General features: G+C 61.6%; 17 protein-coding genes. 8 read left to right on the top strand and 9 right to left on the bottom strand.

Going from position 1 to position 16,364, the window contains the following annotated elements; all coding sequences use genetic code 11:
* Nucleotides 1-12 precede the first annotated feature (12 nt).
* The 6 genes from OKC29_RS20725 to radC form a co-directional block, all read right to left on the bottom strand.
* Complete coding sequence (locus OKC29_RS20725) at nucleotides 13-894, bottom strand: VirK/YbjX family protein (protein WP_044798845.1); 882 nt, start codon at nucleotides 892-894, stop codon at nucleotides 13-15.
* A 178-nt stretch (nucleotides 895-1,072) separates the two neighbouring features.
* Nucleotides 1,073-1,885, bottom strand: a complete 813-nt coding sequence (mutM, locus tag OKC29_RS20720) for a bifunctional DNA-formamidopyrimidine glycosylase/DNA-(apurinic or apyrimidinic site) lyase (RefSeq protein WP_017411132.1) — start codon at nucleotides 1,883-1,885, stop codon at nucleotides 1,073-1,075.
* Nucleotides 1,886-1,914: 29 nt separating this feature from the next.
* The gene (locus OKC29_RS20715; RefSeq protein WP_039214865.1) at nucleotides 1,915-2,370 is read right to left on the bottom strand and encodes a hypothetical protein; all 456 of its coding nucleotides are present in this window, start codon (nucleotides 2,368-2,370) and stop codon (nucleotides 1,915-1,917) included.
* Nucleotides 2,371-2,463: 93 nt separating this feature from the next.
* Nucleotides 2,464-2,631: a 50S ribosomal protein L33 gene (gene rpmG, locus OKC29_RS20710; RefSeq protein ID WP_005307500.1), complete on the bottom strand. Its 168-nt coding sequence runs from the start codon at nucleotides 2,629-2,631 to the stop codon at nucleotides 2,464-2,466.
* Between the two features lie 11 nt (nucleotides 2,632-2,642).
* Nucleotides 2,643-2,879 carry a 50S ribosomal protein L28 gene (rpmB, locus tag OKC29_RS20705; RefSeq protein ID WP_005307492.1) on the bottom strand — a complete coding sequence of 79 codons (237 nt, stop codon included), beginning with the start codon at nucleotides 2,877-2,879 and terminating at the stop codon, nucleotides 2,643-2,645.
* A gap of 136 nt (nucleotides 2,880-3,015) precedes the next feature.
* Complete coding sequence (radC, locus tag OKC29_RS20700) at nucleotides 3,016-3,690, bottom strand: RadC family protein (RefSeq protein ID WP_073348597.1); 675 nt, start codon at nucleotides 3,688-3,690, stop codon at nucleotides 3,016-3,018.
* Nucleotides 3,691-3,837: 147 nt separating this feature from the next.
* On the opposite strand from radC, the gene coaBC reads away from it, so the two are divergent.
* From coaBC to OKC29_RS20680, 4 genes are all read left to right on the top strand, one after another.
* A complete protein-coding gene (gene coaBC / locus OKC29_RS20695) occupies nucleotides 3,838-5,040 on the top strand; it encodes a bifunctional phosphopantothenoylcysteine decarboxylase/phosphopantothenate--cysteine ligase CoaBC (protein WP_073348596.1) in 1,203 nt (400 codons plus the stop codon).
* A 40-nt stretch (nucleotides 5,041-5,080) separates the two neighbouring features.
* Nucleotides 5,081-5,539, top strand: a complete 459-nt coding sequence (gene dut, locus OKC29_RS20690; RefSeq protein WP_017411128.1) for a dUTP diphosphatase — start codon at nucleotides 5,081-5,083, stop codon at nucleotides 5,537-5,539.
* A gap of 68 nt (nucleotides 5,540-5,607) precedes the next feature.
* A complete protein-coding gene (slmA, locus tag OKC29_RS20685; RefSeq protein WP_011704178.1) occupies nucleotides 5,608-6,204 on the top strand; it encodes a nucleoid occlusion factor SlmA in 597 nt (198 codons plus the stop codon).
* A 186-nt stretch (nucleotides 6,205-6,390) separates the two neighbouring features.
* The gene (locus tag OKC29_RS20680; protein WP_060389807.1) at nucleotides 6,391-7,227 is read left to right on the top strand and encodes a mechanosensitive ion channel domain-containing protein; all 837 of its coding nucleotides are present in this window, start codon (nucleotides 6,391-6,393) and stop codon (nucleotides 7,225-7,227) included.
* A gap of 125 nt (nucleotides 7,228-7,352) precedes the next feature.
* Here OKC29_RS20680 and OKC29_RS20675 read toward each other — a convergent pair whose 3' ends face one another.
* A complete protein-coding gene (locus OKC29_RS20675) occupies nucleotides 7,353-7,541 on the bottom strand; it encodes a holin (RefSeq protein ID WP_005323764.1) in 189 nt (62 codons plus the stop codon).
* A gap of 416 nt (nucleotides 7,542-7,957) precedes the next feature.
* On the opposite strand from OKC29_RS20675, the gene pgi reads away from it, so the two are divergent.
* Nucleotides 7,958-9,607 carry a glucose-6-phosphate isomerase gene (gene pgi / locus OKC29_RS20670; RefSeq protein WP_017411125.1) on the top strand — a complete coding sequence of 550 codons (1,650 nt, stop codon included), beginning with the start codon at nucleotides 7,958-7,960 and terminating at the stop codon, nucleotides 9,605-9,607.
* 148 nt (nucleotides 9,608-9,755) lie between these two features.
* Here pgi and ilvC read toward each other — a convergent pair whose 3' ends face one another.
* Nucleotides 9,756-11,237 (bottom strand): ketol-acid reductoisomerase, encoded by a 1,482-nt coding sequence (gene ilvC / locus OKC29_RS20665; RefSeq protein ID WP_182859679.1) that lies wholly within the window; start codon nucleotides 11,235-11,237, stop codon nucleotides 9,756-9,758.
* A gap of 220 nt (nucleotides 11,238-11,457) precedes the next feature.
* Here ilvC and ilvY point away from each other — a divergent pair, with 220 nt between their 5' ends.
* Nucleotides 11,458-12,351, top strand: a complete 894-nt coding sequence (ilvY, locus tag OKC29_RS20660; protein WP_016349000.1) for an HTH-type transcriptional activator IlvY — start codon at nucleotides 11,458-11,460, stop codon at nucleotides 12,349-12,351.
* Here ilvY and OKC29_RS20655 read toward each other — a convergent pair.
* Nucleotides 12,340-13,212: a substrate-binding periplasmic protein gene (locus OKC29_RS20655; RefSeq protein ID WP_060389811.1), complete on the bottom strand. Its 873-nt coding sequence runs from the start codon at nucleotides 13,210-13,212 to the stop codon at nucleotides 12,340-12,342. The two genes, ilvY and OKC29_RS20655, sit on opposite strands and share 12 nt — an antisense overlap.
* A 169-nt stretch (nucleotides 13,213-13,381) precedes the next feature.
* Here OKC29_RS20655 and OKC29_RS20650 point away from each other — a divergent pair, with 169 nt between their 5' ends.
* On the top strand, nucleotides 13,382-13,573 hold the full coding sequence (locus OKC29_RS20650) for a hypothetical protein (protein ID WP_011704172.1): 192 nt from the start codon (nucleotides 13,382-13,384) through the stop codon (nucleotides 13,571-13,573).
* Between the two features lie 72 nt (nucleotides 13,574-13,645).
* Entirely contained in the window at nucleotides 13,646-16,222 is a 2,577-nt protein-coding gene (locus tag OKC29_RS20645; RefSeq protein WP_073348594.1) for a bifunctional acetate--CoA ligase family protein/GNAT family N-acetyltransferase, read from the top strand.
* Nucleotides 16,223-16,364 lie beyond the last annotated feature (142 nt).

Here is a 16,364-nt window from a genome sequence, read left to right as displayed (position 1 = left end):
GGCCTGTGCGGCTCAGCCCGCCAGACGCGGGCCCAGCAGTTGCTGACTCGCCAGGGTCAGCTGATCGAGCCACTCGTAACGGCGTCGGTACATGGCCCGCTTCTTGGAAGCGATCTCCTCCAGCGGCTTGCGCTGAGCGGGCTGCAGCCGTACGAAGTTGTCATCCAGATCGATAGCGCCAAACTCCTGCCACAGCTCGTCATAGTCCGCCTGCAGACAGGCTTTCTTCTTCTTGCTGTAACGGCGGGCCTGATAGATGTGGGCCTTCATCCGCACCGCCGAGATGTGCTCGGCCTGCATCGCCTCGGCCAGCTCCATCACCAGCATCACCACCAGCGACTTGGGCCGCAGACCGTGGCCCTCCTTGGTCAGCGCGCGCACCTTGTCCTGCGCCTGCTCGATGCAGGGCTCCGGCCCCTGGACCGAACCGATCACCACTGCCAGCCGGTTGGGGGTGCCGGCCAGCGAGAAGGCGCAGCTGTAGAGCCGCTTGCCTTGCGGGTCGACGATGGAGAGGGCCAGCTCCGCCTCGCGGCGGAAGGTGCCGTCGTGGCGCAGCACGATGCGGCAGCCGCTCTCGGGATAACGGCCGAGTTCGATGCCATCCCCCAGATAGAGCGGGTCGATCAGATCCGGGTAGCGGGCCAGCATCAGCCGATAGTGGTTTTCCAGCATCTCGGCCCGCTCGGTCGCGGTGGAGCCGGCAAAGCGATAGGGCCGCATCGGCTTGTCGAGCAGCTCGGGATAGTGGGCAGGCAGGGCCTTGAGCGGTTCAGCCTGAAACAGCTCGAACACGCGGCTCAGCTGCTGCCGATAGAGCAGGCTGCGCAGCACGAACTTGGCGCGATTGAAGGTTTTGCGGGCGCTGTCATCGGGATAGAGGAAGCGCGCCATTTTTTGGGCACAATAGTGCCCCTGCCGGGACAAATGGTCCCAGTCTATTGATTTAGCTGTCATTTTATTTTCTCAAACCGCCTGAACGGTCGAGATAGTAGTGACAGGCGAGCAAATCTTCAACAGACTGGAAATACTCTCTTACAACTTGGCCATTTCAGGCCAAAAAAACCGCAATTCAGCGCTGGCAGTGGGAACAGAACACGGTCGTACGCTGTCCCAGCCGGATTTCACTGAGCAGGGTGTGGCAGTGAAAACAGGGCTGGCCGCCCCGCCCGTACACCTGCAACTGCTGCACAAAATAGCCCGGTTTGCCGTCTGCGCTGGTGAAATCCTTGAGGGTGGTGCCACCCTGCCGAATCGCTTCGGCCAGCACCCGCTTGATCTCGGCCACCAGGGTGCCCAGCCGCTCGGCGCTGATGTTGCCCGCCGCCCGCTTTGGGTGAATGCCGGCGGCGTAGAGCGCCTCGTTGGCGTAGATATTGCCCACCCCGACCACCACATGGTTGTCCATCAGGAAGGTCTTGATGGCGGTGCTACGCCCCTTGGCGCGCTCACGCAGGTAATCGGCATTGAACGCGTCGGTGAGCGGCTCCGGCCCCAGCTTGGCCAGCAGCGCGTGCGCCTCCGCCGGCTCGCGGGTCCACAGCAGGGCGCCGAAGCGGCGCGGATCGTTGAGCCGCAGCAGCTTGCCGTTGGCCAGCTCGATATCCACGTGATCGTGCTTCTCGGCCGGGGTGCCGATGTCCAGCACCCGCAGGCTGCCCGACATGCCCAGATGGAGGATGGCGGTACCGAAGTCGGTCTCCAGCAGCAGGTACTTGGCGCGGCGACTGACCCGGTGGATGGTGAGATCCACCAGCTCCTGGATTTCCCCCGGCACCGGCCAGCGCAGACGGCCGTCCCGCACCACTACTCGGGTGACCTTGATGCCGGTAAGCCAGGGCGAGATACCCTGGCGGCTGACTTCGACTTCCGGTAATTCAGGCATGGGATCCTCGTGCTGACGCTGAAAAAGGGTTAGGGAGCGGGACGCAGCAGGCTGCGGTACTGCTCCTGGCTCAGGCTGAGCCAGGTCGAGGGCGGCAGCAGGGCGGCAAACTTGCCGCTGTCCTGATACAGGCCCACCTCGATGGGATCGCTCTGGCCGGCGACCCAGATCTTGAGGGTAACCGGGTTGCCGCGCACGGATTCGCCGGGCGGCAGCAGCCAGCCCTGCCAGGCTTCGATGTGCGCCGCCAGCTGGGCACTGCTGAGCCCCAGATCCGGCCCGCTGCGCCAGCCCTGCCCGATCCGTTCGATCTGCCAGCTAGGACCCTGCCAGGTGAGCACCACGGCGCTCTCCGGCAGCAGCGGACGCGCCCGTTTGGCGCTGTTCTCCTGCTGGGCCAGCTCCAGCCGGTGCAACAGGGTGATCACGATCAGCACCACCACGATGATCACGTTGTTCCAGCCTTTGCGGCTCAGTTTGAACATGGCAAGCCTCCCTTAGAACCGGCAGTGTACTGAATTTCGGCCATAAAAAAACCCGGCACTAGGCCGGGTTTTTGGGAATGCAGCATCAAGCAATTACTTGATTTTGCCTTCCTTGTAGATCACATGCTGACGAACAACGGGATCAAACTTTTTGATCTCCATTTTTTCGGGCATGGTGCGCTTGTTCTTGGTAGTGGTATAGAAGTGACCAGTACCGGCGCTGGAGTTCAGGCGAATTTTCTCGCGAATACCTTTAGCCATGATCTAATTCCTTATACCTTAACACCGCTGGCGCGCAGTTCAGCCAGAACCACTTCAACGCCACGCTTGTCGATGATACGCATGCCTTTTGCGGATACGCGCAGGCTTACGAAGCGTTTTTCACTCTCAACCCAAAAACGGTGAGTGTGCAGGTTCGGCAGGAAACGACGCTTGGTAGCGTTGTTAGCGTGCGAACGGTTGTTACCAACTGCCGGGCGCTTGCCGGTTACTTGGCATACTCTAGACATGTCAGTCTCTCCAAATCTTACTTCATTGCTCGAGCAAATATCTGCCCCGCTGGCCTTCGATTGCGGGGCAAACAGAAGGCGGCATTTTATACAGCATCCGTGATCAAAGATCAACTAATACGGCGCCAGAGCACAGTCATAACCAACCGCGCTCGGCGAAAGAAACCGTGATGCCGTCACCGATCACCAAGTGATCCAGCACTCTGATATCGATCAGGGCCAAGGCGGCCGTGATCCGATCCGTGATCTGGCGGTCGGCCCGACTGGGCTCGGCGACGCCGGACGGGTGATTATGCGCCAGAATCACGGCGGCTGCATTATGTTTGAGTGCGATCTGCACGATTTCTCTGGGCCAGACGCTCGCCGAGTCGAGGGTGCCGTAAAAAAGTTCAACGAATTGAATCACTCGGTGCTGGTTGTCGAGCAGCAGCAGGGCAAACACCTCGCGGGGTCGATCCCGTAGCTGGGCCTGCAGATAGTCACGGGTCAACTGGGGCGAAGTGAGCGGATCGCCTCTTTGCAACTGTTCGGCCAGATGGCGCTTGCCCATCTCCAGCACGGCCTGCAGCTGGGCATATTTGGCCGGCCCAAGGCCGTGCGCCGCACAAAAGGCCTGCTGTTCGGCGCCAAGCAGCGCCCGCAACGAACCAAATTGCTGCAACAGATGGCGGGAGAGATCGACCGCACTCAGGCCACTGACCCCGGTGCGCAGGAAGATCGCCAGCAGCTCGGCGTCGGACAAGCCGCCAGGCCCCTGACGCAGCAGCTTCTCGCGCGGGCGTTCATCTTCCGGCCACTCCTTGATGCTCATTTGTCTCTCCCTCATGCCTATTGAGAGAAAACATAGCAAAAAATCGCGGGAGCCCGACCACAAGTCCCCCATGTCAGCCTCTGTCGTCGTCCGCTGCCTGTGGTATCTTAGCCGACCAGTCAGAGTGAGCCGGAAGAGAAGCAGCAGATGAGATTGGCCGATAAACGCATCCTGTTGGGTGTCAGTGGCGGGATCGCCGCCTACAAGAGTGCCGAACTGGTACGCCGCCTGAAAGATCAGGGGGCCGAGGTACGGGTGGTGATGACCCGTTCCGCCAAGGAGTTCATCACTCCGCTCACCCTGCAGGCCGTCTCCGGCCACCCGGTGGCCGACAGTCTGCTGGATCCCGCCGCCGAGGCGGGCATGGGTCACATCGAGCTGGCCAAGTGGGCCGATCTGGTGCTGATCGCCCCGGCCAGCGCCAACCTGATGGCCCGCATGGCCGCCGGCATGGCCGACGAACTGCTGACCACCCTCTGCCTGGCCACGCCGGCACCGGTGGCACTGGCGCCCGCCATGAACCAGCAGATGTACCTCAACGCCGCTACCCAGGCCAACCTCAAGACCCTGGCCAGCCGCGGCATCCTGCTGTGGGGGCCGGACTCCGGCAGCCAGGCCTGCGGTGACGTAGGACCGGGCCGGATGCTGGATCCCCTCGAGCTGGTTGAACGCTGCTGCCAGCAACTCGCCGCCGAGCCGCTGCTGGCCGGGGTCAGGCTGCTGCTCACTGCCGGGCCGACCCGCGAGGCGCTCGATCCGGTGCGCTATATCAGCAACCACAGCTCCGGCAAGATGGGTTACGCCATCGCCCGCGCCGCCCGTGAAGCGGGCGCCGAGGTCACTCTGGTGAGCGGCCCGGTGACACTGGCCACCCCGGCAGGGGTCACCCGTGTCGACGTGGAGAGCGCCGAGCAGATGCATCAGGCGGTGATGAGCCGGGTTGGCCAGTGCGACCTCTTCATCGGCTGCGCCGCCGTCGCCGACTACCGCCCCGCGCAGGTGGCCAACCAGAAGATCAAGAAGACCGGTGACAACGACCAGATGCAGCTGACCCTGGTCAAAAACCCCGACATCATCGCCGCCGTGGGAGCTTTGTCAGACAAGCCCTTCACCGTCGGATTTGCCGCAGAAACCGTGGATGTGGAACAATACGCCCTCGACAAACTGCAGCGTAAGCGGCTGGACATGATCGCCGCCAACGACGTATCTCGTGCGGGCCAGGGCTTCAACGCCGATGACAACGCCCTGACCGTGTTCTGGCAAGGGGGTCAAGCACCCCTGCCCCTGGCCGATAAGCTGACGCTGGCTCGTCATCTCATCGCCCTGATTGCAGACCACTACCGGCACTGAGCCAGTCAATCGACCTCCTCCACTCCATTAAAAACGATTTATGACAACACAAATTGAACTGAAGATTCTGGATGCCCGCATCGGCACCGATTACCCGCTGCCCGCCTATGCCACACCGGGTTCCGCCGGCATGGATCTGCGCGCCCTGCTGGATGCGCCGCTGACCCTGGCCCCGGGTGATACCACCCTGGTGCCGACCGGGCTGGCCATCCACATTCAGGATCCGGGCCTGTGTGCCACCATCCTGCCCCGCTCCGGCCTCGGCCATAAGCACGGCATCGTGCTGGGCAACCTGGTCGGCCTCATCGATTCCGACTACCAGGGCCAGCTGATGGTCTCGGTGTGGAACCGTGGCAATGACAGCTTCACCATGCAGCCCGGCGAGCGCATCGCCCAGCTGGTGATCATGCCGGTAGTTCAGGCCAGCTTCCAACTGGTCGATGAGTTCAATCAGAGCGAACGGGGTGAAGGCGGTTTTGGTTCTTCTGGTCGCCAATAACAGACCACACCAGCCCGCGCGGCGGTGCCTAATAACAGAATCAGGCCATTGTTTTTTTAGGGGAATCCATGGCAAGCAGTAATCAGAAACAGAGTCGGCGCGATCAGATCCTGCAGGCGCTCGCCCACATGCTGGAGACCAGCCCTGGCCAGCGCATCACCACGGCCCGTCTGGCGGCCGAGGTGGGGGTATCCGAGGCCGCGCTCTATCGACATTTTCCCAGCAAGGCGCGAATGTTCGAGGGGCTGATCGACTTTATCGAGGATTCCCTGCTGTCACGGGTCAACCTGATCATGGCCGAAGAGAAGGACACCATGGCCCGCTGCCACCACATACTGCAGCTGCTGCTGGTGTTCGCCGAGCGCAATCCCGGCATCACCCGCATCCTCAATGGCGATGCCCTCTTGGGCGAGCACGACCGGCTGCGAGATCGCATCAGCGTCCTGTTCGACAAGCTGGAGACCCAGATCAAGCAGGTGCTGCGGGAAAAGCGGCTGCGTGAAGGCCAGGGCTTCCAGCTCGATGAGACCATGCTGGCCAACCTGCTGCTGGCCTATACCGAGGGACGCATCAGTCAGTTCGTCCGCTCCGAGTTCAAAATCAAGCCCACTGCCGGCTTTGAAGATCAGTGGCAGTTTATCCGCAGCCAGCTGCTGCAGAGCTGACAAGCTCAATTTGCAATCTGTAGCGGCAACGCCGCTCCAGACGGGTTGCAGTAAAGAGGGAGGCCTTGGCCTCCCTTGTTTTTTGTGGCACAAAAGAGGCGATGAGCACCAGATGCGACCCGGATTGTCGCATTCCAGTGTTAGATTCATGCGTCATAAACCTTTTATCGCCTGACAGGACACCCTATGGAACCCGAAATCATCACCGAAGCGCAGACCTGGCTGGTCAACAACCAGGGCCTGCTGATCGAGTATGCCGTCAACATCGCGGCCGCCCTGATCACCCTGCTGGTCGGCTATATCGCCGCCAACCTCATCAGCAGCGCCGTGGTCAAGGTGATGCAGGCCCGCAAGCTGGACACCACTGTCACCCACTTCGTCGGCAGCATCCTCAAGTACGCCATCCTGGTGTTCGTGGTGATCGCCGCGCTGGGCCGGGTCGGGGTGCAGACCGCCTCCTTCGTCGCCATTATCGGTGCCGCCGGCCTGGCAATCGGTCTGGCGCTGCAAGGTTCGCTCTCCAACTTTGCCGCCGGCTTTCTGCTCATCATCTTCCGCCCCATCAAGGCAGGGGAATTCATCGAGGTGGCAGGCACCAATGGCGTGGTGCAATCCGTTCAGCTCTTTACCACCACCCTCACCTCCGGTGACAACAAGATGGTGGTAGTGCCCAACTCCGCCATCCTCAACGGCACCATCGTCAACTACTCGCGCATGGATACCCGCCGGGTCGACATGACCTTCGGCATCGGCTACGGCTCGGATCTGCGCAAGGCCAAGCAGATCCTCGAGCGTCTGGTGAATGAAGAGCCACGCATCCTCAAGGAGCCGGCAGCCACTATCGCCGTCGCCGCGCTGGCCGACTCCTCGGTCAATATCGTGGTGCGCCCCTGGGTCAAGACCGGCGACTACTGGGGAGTCTGGTTCGACTTCCACGAGAAGGTGAAGCTCACCTTCGATGCCGAAGGCATCGAGATCCCCTTCCCGCAGATGGTCATGCACATGCAAAAGCCGCAGGCCTGAACCGTCTCCTGAATGACACAATGCCAGCCTCCGGGCTGGCATTGTCGTTTCCGGCCCCCTGACGGGCATAAAAAATCCGGCCACCCTGGGCCGGACTTTGTTTTCAGCATGTCGGGAGCGTCGACTTACACCAGCCGACGAGCCACCCGGTTGAGCAGCGGTTGCACCAGCACATAACCTCCCAGCACGGCACCGATCACCGCCAGCACCCGTAACGGCAAGGTCGGCGCCGCACTGGTCAGTACCATGGTCAGCAGGCCGATGAGGCCGGTGGCGATCAGGCTCAGAGCAAACAGGGACAACACAGCTTTCATAGCGATCTCCTCATTCCAGACAGTGGCCATCCCTGGGAGATCTCGTCCATTCGCTCATATGCTAGCCAGCCTCCAGTGCCAACAACTTGCGCTTGCGCATGAAATGAGCGAAAAGGCGCCTGTCGAATACTCTTTTGGCTGCCAGGCCAAACTGCCACCCCACTCGCAGCAGGCTCTCGCCCTGAAAGCCCTTTCAGCCGCGGTAAGCCCGACCAAGTATGCGCAAACGCAAGATCCGGCTGCCATCAGTGACTCATAATCGCAGCGTTTTGGTTGTAAACTCGGTCGATGGCAGACAATTGGTAAAGCTCTGTTACACGGGCCGCGCAGCTGGCCCGGTATAATGCTCGAATAATAAGGTTTGGCGGGAGCCTTGCCTGCAAGGTTCATACACAACTTGGAAGACTGATAATCCTATGAAAAACATCAATCCAACCCAGACCCAGGCCTGGCAGGCACTGGAAGCCCACTTTGCAGCGAACAAAGAGACCCGGCTCAAGGATCTGTTTGCCCAGGATCCCCAGCGTTTCGACAAATTCTCCCTCACCTTCGGCGGCGACATCCTGGTTGACTACTCGAAGAACCTGATCACCGAAGAAACCCTCAAGTTGCTGGTTGATCTGGCCAAAGAGACCGATCTTCGCAGCGCGATCGACGCCATGTTCAATGGCGACAAGATCAATATGACCGAAGGCCGCTCGGTGCTGCACGTGGCTCTGCGCAACCGCTCCGACCGCCCCATCGAGAGCGACGGCAAGGATGTGATGCCGGAAGTGAACGCCGTGCTGGCCAAGATGAAAGGCTTCTGCGAGAAGATCATCTCAGGCGAGTGGAAAGGCTACACCGGCAAGGCGATCCAGCACGTGGTCAACATCGGTATCGGTGGCTCCGATCTCGGCCCGGTGATGATCACCGAGGCACTGCGTCCCTACAAAAACCACCTGCAGATGCACTTCGTCTCCAACGTCGATGGCACCCACATCGCCGAAACCCTGAAGAAGATCGATCCGGAAACCACCCTGTTCCTGGTGGCCTCCAAGACCTTCACCACTCAGGAGACCATGACCAACGCCCTGACCGCCCGTGACTGGTTCATCAAGATCGCCGGTGACAAGGCCCACGTTGCCAAGCACTTCGCTGCGCTCTCCACCAACGGCAAAGCCGTGGCCGAGTTCGGTATCGACACCAACAACATGTTCGAGTTCTGGGACTGGGTTGGCGGTCGCTACTCCTCCTGGTCTGCCATCGGCATGCCTATCGCCCTGTCCGTCGGTTTCGAAAACTTCGAAGCCCTGCTGCAAGGCGCCTTCGAGATGGACATGCACTTCGCCACTGCCTCCTATGAGCAGAACGTGCCGGTGCTGCTGGCGCTGATCGGTCTGTGGTACAACAACTTCTACGGTGCCGAGTCCGAAGCCATCCTGCCGTACGATCAGTACATGCACCGCTTCCCTGCCTACTTCCAGCAGGGCAACATGGAGTCCAACGGCAAGTACGTGGATCGCAACGGCAAGCCGGTTGACTACCAGACCGGCCCCATCATCTGGGGTGAGCCGGGTACCAACGGCCAGCACGCCTTCTATCAGCTGATCCACCAGGGCACCAAGCTGATCCCCTGTGACTTCCTGGCACCGGCCATCAGCCACAACCCGATCGGCGACCACCACCCGAAACTGCTGGCCAACTTCTTCGCCCAGACCGAGGCGCTGGCCTTCGGCAAGAGCAAGGAACAGGTCGAAGCCGAGTTCCTGGCGGCTGGCAAAACCCTGGAGCAGGTCAAGGATCTGGTGCCGTTCAAGGTGTTCGAAGGCAACCGCCCGACCAACTCCATCCTGTTCAAGAGCCTGACCCCGAAGACGCTTGGCTCTTTGATTGCCATGTACGAGCACAAGATCTTCGTACAGGGCGCAATCTGGAACATCTTCAGCTTCGACCAGTGGGGCGTGGAGCTGGGCAAACAGCTGGCCAACAAGATCCTGCCGGAGCTCAACACCGATGCGGCTGTCACCAGCCACGACTGCTCCACCAACGGTCTGATCAACACCTGGAAAGCGTGGAAAGCCTGATTTAGCCGGCCTTTCTCAATGCAAAAGCCCCGCTCGATGAGCGGGGCTTTTTTATGGCCGGGTTTTCTGGCTGGCCGGTCGGGTGTCCAGCCCGGCCGGCGACGGGGATCGTCATCCCCGCCCCTTCATCATCCTGCCTTATGCCGGCTTAACCGCCGACGGCGATGCGCTTCATGTCTTTCATGTAACCGCGCAGTACCTGACCGATCGCTTCGATGGGGTGGTTGCGGGTCGCTTCGTTGGCCGCCAGCAGCGCCAGGTTGTCGACGCTCTGCCCTTCCGCCTTGCTGGCACCCAGGTCGCCCGCTTTCAGGGTCGGCATGAAGTGCTCGCGCAGCAACGGCACGGCGGCGTTGGCGAACAGGTAGTTGCCGTACTCGGCGGTGTCGGAGATGACCACGTTCATCTCGTACAGACGCTTGCGGGCAACTGTGTTGGCGATCAGCGGCAGCTCGTGCAGGGATTCGTAGTAGGCAGACTCTTCATAGATGCCGGAGGCCACCATGGTTTCGAACGCCAGCTCGACACCCGCCTTGACCATGGCCACCATTACCACGCCATTGTCGAAGTACTCCTGCTCGGCAATCTTGCCTGCAAACGCCGGGGCGTTTTCGAAGGCGGATTTGCCGGTCTCTTCGCGCCAGCCGAACAGCTTGGCATCGTCTTCGGCCCAGTCGGCCATCATGCCGCGGGAGAACTCACCGGCGATGATGTCGTCCATGTGCTTCTCGAACAGCGGGCGCATCAGGGTCTTGAGCTGCTCGGAGAGCTCGAAGGCGCGCAGCTTGGCCGGGTTGGACAGACGGTCCATCATCAGGCTGATACCACCCTGCTTCAGGGCTTCGGTGATGGTCTCCCAACCGAACTGGATCAGCTTGCCGGCATAGGCCTTGTCGGCCCCTTCGGCAACCAGCTTGTCGTAGCAGAGCAGGGAGCCGGCCTGCAGCATGCCGCACAGGATGGTCTGCTCGCCCATCAGGTCAGATTTCACTTCCGCCACGAAGGAGGACTCCAGCACCCCGGCACGGTCGCCGCCGGTGGCAGAGGCCCACGCCTTGGCGATGGCCATGCCTTCGCCCTTGGGATCGTTCTCCGGGTGAACGGCGATCAGGGTCGGTACGCCGAAGCCGCGCTTGTACTCTTCACGCACTTCGGTGCCCGGGCACTTGGGCGCCACCATCACGACCGTGATGTCGGAGCGGATCTGCTGACCCTCTTCCACCACGTTGAAGCCGTGGGAGTAGCCCAACGCGGCGCCCTGTTTCATCAGCGGCATCACGGTTTTGACGACGTCGGAGTGCTGCTTGTCCGGGGTCAGGTTCAGCACCAGATCGGCGGTCGGGATCAGCTCTTCATAGGTGCCGACCGCGAAGCCGTTGTCGGTGGCCTTCTGCCAGGAGGCGCGCTTCTCGGTGATGGCGGCCTTGCGCAGGGCGTAGGAGATATCCAGCCCGGAGTCGCGCATGTTCAAGCCCTGGTTCAGGCCCTGGGCACCACAGCCCACAATCACCACCTTCTTGCCCTTCAGCACGTTGCAGCCGTCTGCGAACTCTTCGCGCTGCATGAAACGACACTTGCCCAGTTGGGCCAACTGCTGACGCAGGTTCAAGGTGTTGAAATAGTTAGCCATGGTGATTGCTCCGTTCGATTGATTCCATGCCGGATGGCGGCGTTGTCGAACCACTATAGCGCGGGACACTTATTGCCTGAACTGATATATTCGAAACAGTACGTTGCAATAATTGAAACGTTAACCCTTCATCATCGCAGGCAAGGCCTACCTCCAGACGGTAGATTGAAGCCGCCCAGAACAGGATCTCGGGCAGAGATGCCGCACCAGGAGTTGAAAGATGGACCTTCGCAATCTCGAGCTGTTTCTCCACCTCGCCGACTCCCTCCACTTCGGCAAGAGCGCCGATGCCATGGCGGTCAGCCCCTCCACCCTCAGCCGCGCCATCCAGCGGCTGGAGCAGGAGACCGGCTGCGTGCTGTTCGAGCGGGACAACCGCTCGGTGCGGCTCACCCCGGCGGGGGAGAAGCTGCGGGAATTTGGCGGCGCCCTGTTGCAGGAGTGGCGTCAGCTAAAACAGGAGCTCAAACGCAGCGATGAGCCGCTGCAGGGTCGGCTGCGGGTCTTCTGCTCGGTCACCGCCAGCTATTTTCTGCTGCCCGAGGTGTTGGAGCGCTTTCGCCGCCGCTATCCCCAGCTGGAGATCAAGCTGGAGACCGGCGACCCGGCGCTGGCGGTGGACAAGATCCTGGCCGACGAGGCCGATCTGGCCATCGCCGCCCGCCCGGATGCCCTCTCCTCCAAGCTGGAATTTGCCAGCCTGCAGCAGGTGCCGCTGGTGTTCATCGCCCCCCGCACCGCACCGCAGCAGAGCCAGTGGTTTTCCCAGGGAGAGCCAGACTGGGAGCGGCTGCCGCTGATCCTCTCGGAGCAGGGGCTGGCCCGCAAACGCTGCGATCAGTGGCTGCGCAACAAGGGGATCGCCCCCAACATCTATGCGGAGGTGGCGGGCAACGAGGGGATTGTCGCCATGGTGGCGCTCGGCTTCGGAGTGGGGTTGGTGCCGGCGGCGGTAATCGACCACAGTCCCATGGGAGAAAAGGTACGTATTGTCGAACCCAAACCGGCGCTCAAGCCGTTCGATGTCGGCATCGCCGTGCTCAAGAAGCGGCTGGAAGAGCCGCTGATCCGTGCCTTCTGGGATACGGCACGAGGCCAGGGCTCACTGCGCTGACACGGCGGGCAGCGCCGGAGCATAAATGAGCGAGGGATCCTGCATCATGGCGCGGCTGCCGGCCGGCAGATCGGGATTACTCAGCTCCAGCATCACCCGCCGATCAAGCTGCAGCCGCCGGATGGTGCTGCCAAAGCCCGCCTCGAAAACCCGCTCATAGTCACCGGACTGACGGGCTCGCTGCAGACCCAGCTCGATGCGCTTGGCCAGTTCCGGGTACTTGGGGGAGACGAAAAACAGCAGCGCCAGCGGATAGCGAAACACCAGGTGCGGCTCGATGGCCAGCTCAGGGTGCTGCTTGAGCTCCTCCTCGATCTCGATGACCGAGCGCAGGAAGCAGTCGAAGCGCTGCTTGCGCAGCATGTTGAACAGAGCATCGTAGAGGCTGCCCACCACCACGTTGAGGCCGTTCTCCTTGAGCAGACGGGTATCAGGCCAGGATCTGTGCTGGCCGATGCGAAGCCCGGCCTGCTGCCAGTCGGTCAGCGAGCGTATGTTGGCGAACCGTCCCTCATCCCCCTGCCGAATGAGGCACACCCGCCAGCCCAGCAGCCCTTTTGCCAGCGGAACATGAATGGCCAGCAGGGTGCGCTCGCGCTCCTCATCGGGGGCAAACACCCCGATCTGCACCAGCTCGCCGCTTTGCAACTCCTTGACCGCCCGCCCCTGCTCCATCGGCGGGCTGGCAATCAGCCGATAGGGACCGTACTCCGGCACGGTCAGATCGAGCGAGAGTCGCAGCAGACCGGCCACCGCAGGATTGGGATGGTCCAGCAGCAGGTTCCAGGCCCTGATGGGCACCTCTGCCGCCAGCACGCTGCCGGCAAACAACATGACGCAACACAACCAGATCCTGATCATCGCGCACCTCCCCCGCCATCCATTCACTATAACCTCAGGCCTGGCCCCCTTGATGCAGGACGCCGCAGATGTGTGAGCCACTTCGTGTCAAATCTGACACTGGTCAGTCTGAGGAGCGATTCACCGACTAGACTGGATGTTCAGCCTGAATGGAACAAGGAGCCGCGCCATGATGCCCCATCTGATCGAAATCAACAGCTCGCTGCTGTTCGATGAGTACCTGCAGAGCCTGGGAGTACCGCAAACACAGCTTGATCAGGAGCAGGATATCTATCTGCAGGAGCGCCACCTGGCAGCGGTACGCCAGATCCAGGGTGAGCTGAAGTTTTACCTGCGAGCCAGTGCCCTGACCAGGCAGTGATCCGCAACCGGTCACAGAACCGGCGCTGAAAGCGTATTACACTGGCACCATCCGCCACCCACGGGAGTGCCCATGAAACCAAGCGGCCTGGATCGGCTCTTCAAACCCCAGTCAATCGCCGTCATCGGTGCCTCGACCGACCCGCAGAAGGCGGGTCACGTGGTGATAAGACACCTGCTCGCCGGCCAGTTCAAAGGCCCCATCCTGCCAGTCAGCCCGCACAGCAAGGCCATTGCCGGTGTGCTGGCCTATGCCGATATTGACAGCCTGCCGCTGGCCCCGGATCTCGCCATCGTCTGTACCCGGCGGGAACGGGTGCTGGCCCTCATCGAAGCGCTTGGCAAACGGGGAACGGGCGCCGCCATCATACTGGCGGCAGACTTCACTGCGCCGGAGCGGGAGCAGCTGCAGCAGCTCAGCCGGCAATACGGCATCCGCCTGCTCGGCCCCAACAGCATGGGGATGCTGCTGCCGGGTCAGGGCATCAATGCCAGTTTCTCGCCGATTGCCGCCAAGCCCGGTCAGGTTGCCTTTCTCTCCCAGTCGGCCGCCGTCAGCACCACCATCCTGGATTGGGCCAAGCAGCATGAACTTGGCTTCTCGGCCTTCATCTCCCTTGGCGATCACTGCGACATCAACTTCGGCCAGCTGCTGGATCAGCTCTCTCGCGACAGCGTGACCCGCGCCATCCTGCTCTACATGGACAAGCTGCAGGACGCCCGCCATTTTCTCTCGGCCGCCCGCGCCGCAGCCCGCAACAAACCCATCCTGGTGCTCAAGAGCGGCCGCCATGAGCCGGACAACGGGCTCGACAACGTCTATGACGCCGCCATTCGGCGAGCAGGGATGCTGCGGGTGCGAGATACCCACGAACTGTTTGCCGCCGTCGAGACCCTGAGTCACTCCTTGACCCTCAAGGGGGAGCGGCTCGCCATCATCTCCAATGGCCGTGGCTTGGCCAACATGGCGATCGACAAGCTGCTGGAGCGGGGCGGCAAGCTGGCGATGCCGCCTCGCGACATCGGCAGCGATGCCGACATCAATGACTATCAGCAGGCTCTCGACGACCTGCTGCAAGGGGACGAGGCTGACGCTATCCTGCTCATCCATGCCCCGTCACTCACCGCCCGTGGCGCCGCCCTGGCGCGCAGCCTGATCGACTACGTCAAACAGCACCCCAGGGCCAGACGCTTCAATATCCTGACCAACTGGGCGGGAGAATATTCAGCCCAGGAGGGGCGTCGTCTGTTCAGCGAGGCAGGCTTCCCCACCTACCGCACCCCGGAGAGCGCAGTCGCCGCCTTCATGCACATGGTGGAATACCGGCGCAACCAGAAGCAGCTGATGGAGACCCCCGCCTCCCTGCAGGGTGACAGGCTCAACCTAGAGCTGTGCCAGCAGTTGATCAGACAAGCGCTGGAACGCAAACAACTCACCCTCGACACCCATCTGGCACACCCCATTCTGCAGGCCGCTGGGCTCTCCACTCTGCCGACCTGGATCGTCTCCGATGCCATCGAGGCAACCCTGACCGCGGAGCAGATCGGCTATCCCGTTGCGGTCAAGCTGCGCTCACCGGACATCCTCCACAAGTCGGCGGTACACGGCGTCATGCTCAACCTGCGTACCTCCGCCGAAGTCGCCCAGGCTGCGGACGCCATTCTGGATCGGGTCAGGCAGCACGATCCCGGCGCCCGTATCGAAGGCCTGCTGGTGCAGCGTATGGCGCGGCGTAGTGGAGGGCTGGAGCTGCGGATCCGGCTGCAACAAGACCCCGTATTCGGCCCCGTCATCCTGCTCGGCGAGTCAGGAGCCGAGCCGCAGGAGATGATGGCGGCCCTGCCGCCGCTGAACCAGGCGCTGGCGCGCTACCAGATCATTGGAGCGCTCAAGAGCCGCAAGATCCGCGAGCAGGCCAGTCCGGAGCAACTCGATATCGATGCCCTCGGCCAGGTGTTGTGCCAATTGTCGGAGTTGCTGCTCGCCTTCCCCGAGATCCAGCAACTGGATCTGCACCCACTGCAGGCCTGCGGCGCCGAAATGGTGGTGCTGGATGCCAGCCTGACCCTACAACCTGCTGAAGAAGGGCGCTGCAGACTGGCTATCCGCCCCTATCCCACCGAACTGGAAGAGGGAGCCTGGCTCAAGGATCAGAGCCATGTGCTGCTCCGCCCGATCCGACCGGAGGATGAACCGGCTCACAAGCAGTTTGTACTCAAAGTATCGGACGAAGACAGGTACAAGCGCTTCTTCGCCGACGTGGGGGAGCTGGGACATGAAGAGCTGGCCCGCATGACCCAGATCGATTACGACCGGGAAATGGCGTTTGTCGCCGTGGGGCAGGAGGGTCCGTTTGACCAGCAGATCCTGGGGGTAGTACGCGCCATTTCCAACCCGGACCTGTCTGATGCAGAGTTTGCCATCCTGGTGCGCTCCGACCTGAAAGGGCTGGGGCTTGGCAAGCTGATGATGGAGAAGATAGTGCGCTATGCCAGAGAGCGCGGCATTGGCCAGCTGTCGGGCATGACCATGCCCAGCAACCGCGGCATGATCAACCTGGCCAAACGGCTTGGCTTCAAGATCGATATCCAGCTGGAAGATGGGGTGGTCAACATGGAGCTGCCCTGCGCCAGTCAAGGGCAGGCATAAAGCAGAGAAATCAGCGAGTTATGGCCATAAGTCGCTGATTTTAGATAATAAAAAACCCCGCTCAAATGAGCGGGGTTTCTCGTGTTGGGTGCCTGGCAGTGTCCTACTCTCGCATGGCGAATGCCACACTACCATCGGCGCT

Origin of the sequence: Aeromonas sp. QDB34, from assembly GCF_027705405.1 — a bacterium.
In the GTDB taxonomy this organism is placed as follows: Bacteria; Pseudomonadota; Gammaproteobacteria; order Enterobacterales; family Aeromonadaceae; genus Aeromonas; species Aeromonas hydrophila.
The sequence above is the reverse complement of the archived record's forward strand: the minus strand, read 5'-3'. Positions and strand labels throughout refer to the sequence as shown.

Excerpts from the sequence above, each read along its gene's own strand:
- rpmB (WP_005307492.1), bottom strand. The coding sequence starts at position 2,879 with ATGTCTAGAGTATGCCAAGTAACCGGCAAGCGCCCGGCAGTTGGTAAC.
- coaBC (WP_073348596.1), top strand. The coding sequence starts at position 3,838 with ATGAGATTGGCCGATAAACGCATCCTGTTGGGTGTCAGTGGCGGGATC.
- ilvY (WP_016349000.1), top strand. The coding sequence starts at position 11,458 with ATGGACCTTCGCAATCTCGAGCTGTTTCTCCACCTCGCCGACTCCCTC.
- mutM (WP_017411132.1), bottom strand. The coding sequence starts at position 1,885 with ATGCCTGAATTACCGGAAGTCGAAGTCAGCCGCCAGGGTATCTCGCCC.
- radC (WP_073348597.1), bottom strand. The coding sequence starts at position 3,690 with ATGAGCATCAAGGAGTGGCCGGAAGATGAACGCCCGCGCGAGAAGCTG.
- OKC29_RS20680 (WP_060389807.1), top strand. The coding sequence starts at position 6,391 with ATGGAACCCGAAATCATCACCGAAGCGCAGACCTGGCTGGTCAACAAC.
- OKC29_RS20655 (WP_060389811.1), bottom strand. The coding sequence starts at position 13,212 with ATGATCAGGATCTGGTTGTGTTGCGTCATGTTGTTTGCCGGCAGCGTG.
- slmA (WP_011704178.1), top strand. The coding sequence starts at position 5,608 with ATGGCAAGCAGTAATCAGAAACAGAGTCGGCGCGATCAGATCCTGCAG.
- rpmG (WP_005307500.1), bottom strand. The coding sequence starts at position 2,631 with ATGGCTAAAGGTATTCGCGAGAAAATTCGCCTGAACTCCAGCGCCGGT.
- OKC29_RS20650 (WP_011704172.1), top strand. The coding sequence starts at position 13,382 with ATGATGCCCCATCTGATCGAAATCAACAGCTCGCTGCTGTTCGATGAG.
- dut (WP_017411128.1), top strand. The coding sequence starts at position 5,081 with ATGACAACACAAATTGAACTGAAGATTCTGGATGCCCGCATCGGCACC.
- OKC29_RS20715 (WP_039214865.1), bottom strand. The coding sequence starts at position 2,370 with ATGTTCAAACTGAGCCGCAAAGGCTGGAACAACGTGATCATCGTGGTG.
- ilvC (WP_182859679.1), bottom strand. The coding sequence starts at position 11,237 with ATGGCTAACTATTTCAACACCTTGAACCTGCGTCAGCAGTTGGCCCAA.
- OKC29_RS20675 (WP_005323764.1), bottom strand. The coding sequence starts at position 7,541 with ATGAAAGCTGTGTTGTCCCTGTTTGCTCTGAGCCTGATCGCCACCGGC.
- OKC29_RS20725 (WP_044798845.1), bottom strand. The coding sequence starts at position 894 with ATGGCGCGCTTCCTCTATCCCGATGACAGCGCCCGCAAAACCTTCAAT.
- pgi (WP_017411125.1), top strand. The coding sequence starts at position 7,958 with ATGAAAAACATCAATCCAACCCAGACCCAGGCCTGGCAGGCACTGGAA.
- OKC29_RS20645 (WP_073348594.1), top strand. The coding sequence starts at position 13,646 with ATGAAACCAAGCGGCCTGGATCGGCTCTTCAAACCCCAGTCAATCGCC.